Origin of the sequence: Endozoicomonas sp. ALC013 (assembly GCF_049310205.1) — a bacterium.
In the GTDB taxonomy this organism is placed as follows: Bacteria; Pseudomonadota; Gammaproteobacteria; order Pseudomonadales; family Endozoicomonadaceae; genus Endozoicomonas.
In genome coordinates this window covers 1-2520 of the sequence record NZ_JBLYNS010000312.1, presented here as the reverse complement: position 1 = coordinate 2520, position 2520 = coordinate 1, and the positions used below count along the sequence as shown (strand labels likewise).

The window sequence follows — 2520 nt, the reverse complement described above, 5'->3', positions numbered from 1 at the left end:
AATCGGGAGCACGTTTATGAAATATCCGGGTTAAGAAATGACAACAATCGCTGCCATTAAGAGGTTGCAAAATAATATGCTTGTATCCACTGCTACCCATCACGATAGACGACTTATTGATTATAAAAAAGCCCCGAAAAGCCACCAAAACAAAAGACAACAGCAACAGGAAAACAACTATCCCTCGAAAAAGGTCAAGCTGGATACTGTCCGGATAAATCATCAGGGGCGTGTTAAACAGAGCGGGGTAAAAAAGAAACTACCGGAATACCAGGTGGCTATGGCAAAAAGTCAGCCTGTTCTCCAAAACTCACAGATAAGTAAACTGCAGATTGATTCAAAGCAGAGCACTGAAAGTCATTCAATTCCTACAATACTGAATAGAGTACTGGATGATATTCGTAAAATGGATATTGAGTATGCTATAGGTCTTGATAAATCCGCTCAAATGCCAAAGCATAAGAGATTATCCATTCACGGTAATTTCACCTATGTTGAAAAGATTTATAAACATTTACTGGTACCGAAGATTCATCACTTGATACAGGAATTTTCCCCTATTAATGAATTAAAACAACGGCAGACCGAATACGCCATGCAAATAGCAGAGTTAGTGAAAACCTACAAAGTAGCGCAATGTGATGATATGACTCATTTAATGGCTTCCTGCTGCCTGGAAAATCCGACCATCAGCCTGTTTAAAATGGTTATCAACTTTTTTTTTGCGAGAACCGGATCAAAGAAAGGAAAGCTGGATAGATCCACCACTCATGTCTGTTTGATGGTATGCCCGAAACTTTCAGGCGATAGTGTGCAGATGCAAAGCCAATGGTATGAAGCGGGATACAAAAATGCCTATAGTGATCTGCATTGTGCTGACGGGAGCTACCATCAGCCGTCCTATATGGCTACTTCTGATCTTTACATTGCGGATCCGTGTCAGCATGAATATTGGCCAGGAAGCCAGTGGCAACAGTTTATCAGCAGTATTGCCGATCAATATCTCACACCAACGGGTAAAGATTTTAAGAAAATAAAGGTACAAATAACGCGCTATCACTCGGAAACTGCCGTTAACGAGCTACCGGCCGCAGATATACAGACAGTGCCAGTTAACAGGGCTACCACAGACTATTCAGCCATACCCGCCTATTTTTATCTTGAAGAATTTGTAAACAAATTAAGGAAAAAAGTTCAGGGAGAAAAACAACGGGCTATAGAAATCACCAAGAAAAGACTGGTAAGGCATGGTGTAAAGATCCCGGCTTTTGACACCGTAAAATCAAAACACAGAAAAAAATGGTCAACCCATTTAATACGTGTGCTGGCCTGGAAAATGAATCTTGATGTTAACCTTCTGTGCCGTGAAGATCTGGCTATTATAAATCCAAAATCAGAGGACTATTATCAATATATAATTGACTTTTTAGGTAAATCAATAATCGAATCATCAAAACATGTTAGCAATATGACCAACAGCTTTAACAAGTATGGATTTCCATTTCCTGAACCATGCCGTCGATGTTTTTTACCATCAAAAAAGTGGCTACCGGGCCATATCAGGCATCTGCTTAGAGTAGCCAAACCTGAACGATCATTGTCGGACGGCGAACTGGTTAAAGTATTGAGAGTACTGAATCCTGTGGAACTACAAGATACCTATTTACGCTATTTACATGAGTATTTGCAAAATAAGCTGCTTGACAACCCGGGCCCCCGAATACTGGAAAATGCCTTGAGCAGCATTAAAGATGGGCCCCACCCCATCCCCCTCCCCGCCATTGCAGGATTCACCAGCTGGAATATATTGACATTACGAAAACTGGCTGATTTGTGTGTAGAAAAGTTTGGCGGCATCTGGGCAAAAACGGTTACCCCCTACCCTTCTGTTAGCAAAAGAGAGGTTATACCAACCTCACCCGATGAGTTTGCCGCCTGGTTTCTCAATAGACTTACCAATAATCAATTTAATTTCAACAATTTCGATGGCAAGCTAAAGACTGCAAACCTGATTGTTCATATCACCCCGATAGAAGGTATCACATTTAACACCGTACCAAAGAGGGCTGACTGGATATTGTACTATGTCTATCAGTACGGTTTTGACAAAAAAGAGATTTTCCATCAGACCTCTTCGACAACACTCTATCAAATGCTGAAACGCATTACCTCACGGGAAAAGCATTCAGAATTATACGATAAATTATTGTATCTCAGCTCAACATGGAGTGACCTCAAAGCCAGCAGTTATTTGACAACCCTGAGAGCACACAACATCAAACTGCCCGATGATTTAATGTATTGTACAGCCAAAAGCAGGATGATTAAGATGCATGCAAGGGCGGAAAAACTGAAGGAATCAGGCTGGCTGGCAGCGGATATAGACCTGTCACAGCATCAAACATCAAAACATAAAAACGTTTTCTAACGCCTTGAGAAATCATAACAATTGCTGCCATTAAGAGGTTAAATCATAGTATGCATGTATCCACTGCCACCCATCAAAACACACGGCTTATG

1 protein-coding gene is annotated in these 2520 nt (G+C 41.0%); it reads left to right on the top strand.

Annotated features, from left to right (window positions below; translation table 11 throughout):
• The first annotated feature begins 76 nt into the window (after positions 1-76).
• Positions 77-2428, top strand: a complete 2352-nt coding sequence (locus ACO6V1_RS23405; protein ID WP_422445621.1) for a hypothetical protein — start codon at positions 77-79, stop codon at positions 2426-2428.
• Positions 2429-2520 lie beyond the last annotated feature (92 nt).

Excerpts from the sequence above, each read along its gene's own strand:
- ACO6V1_RS23405 (WP_422445621.1), top strand. The coding sequence starts at position 77 with ATGCTTGTATCCACTGCTACCCATCACGATAGACGACTTATTGATTAT.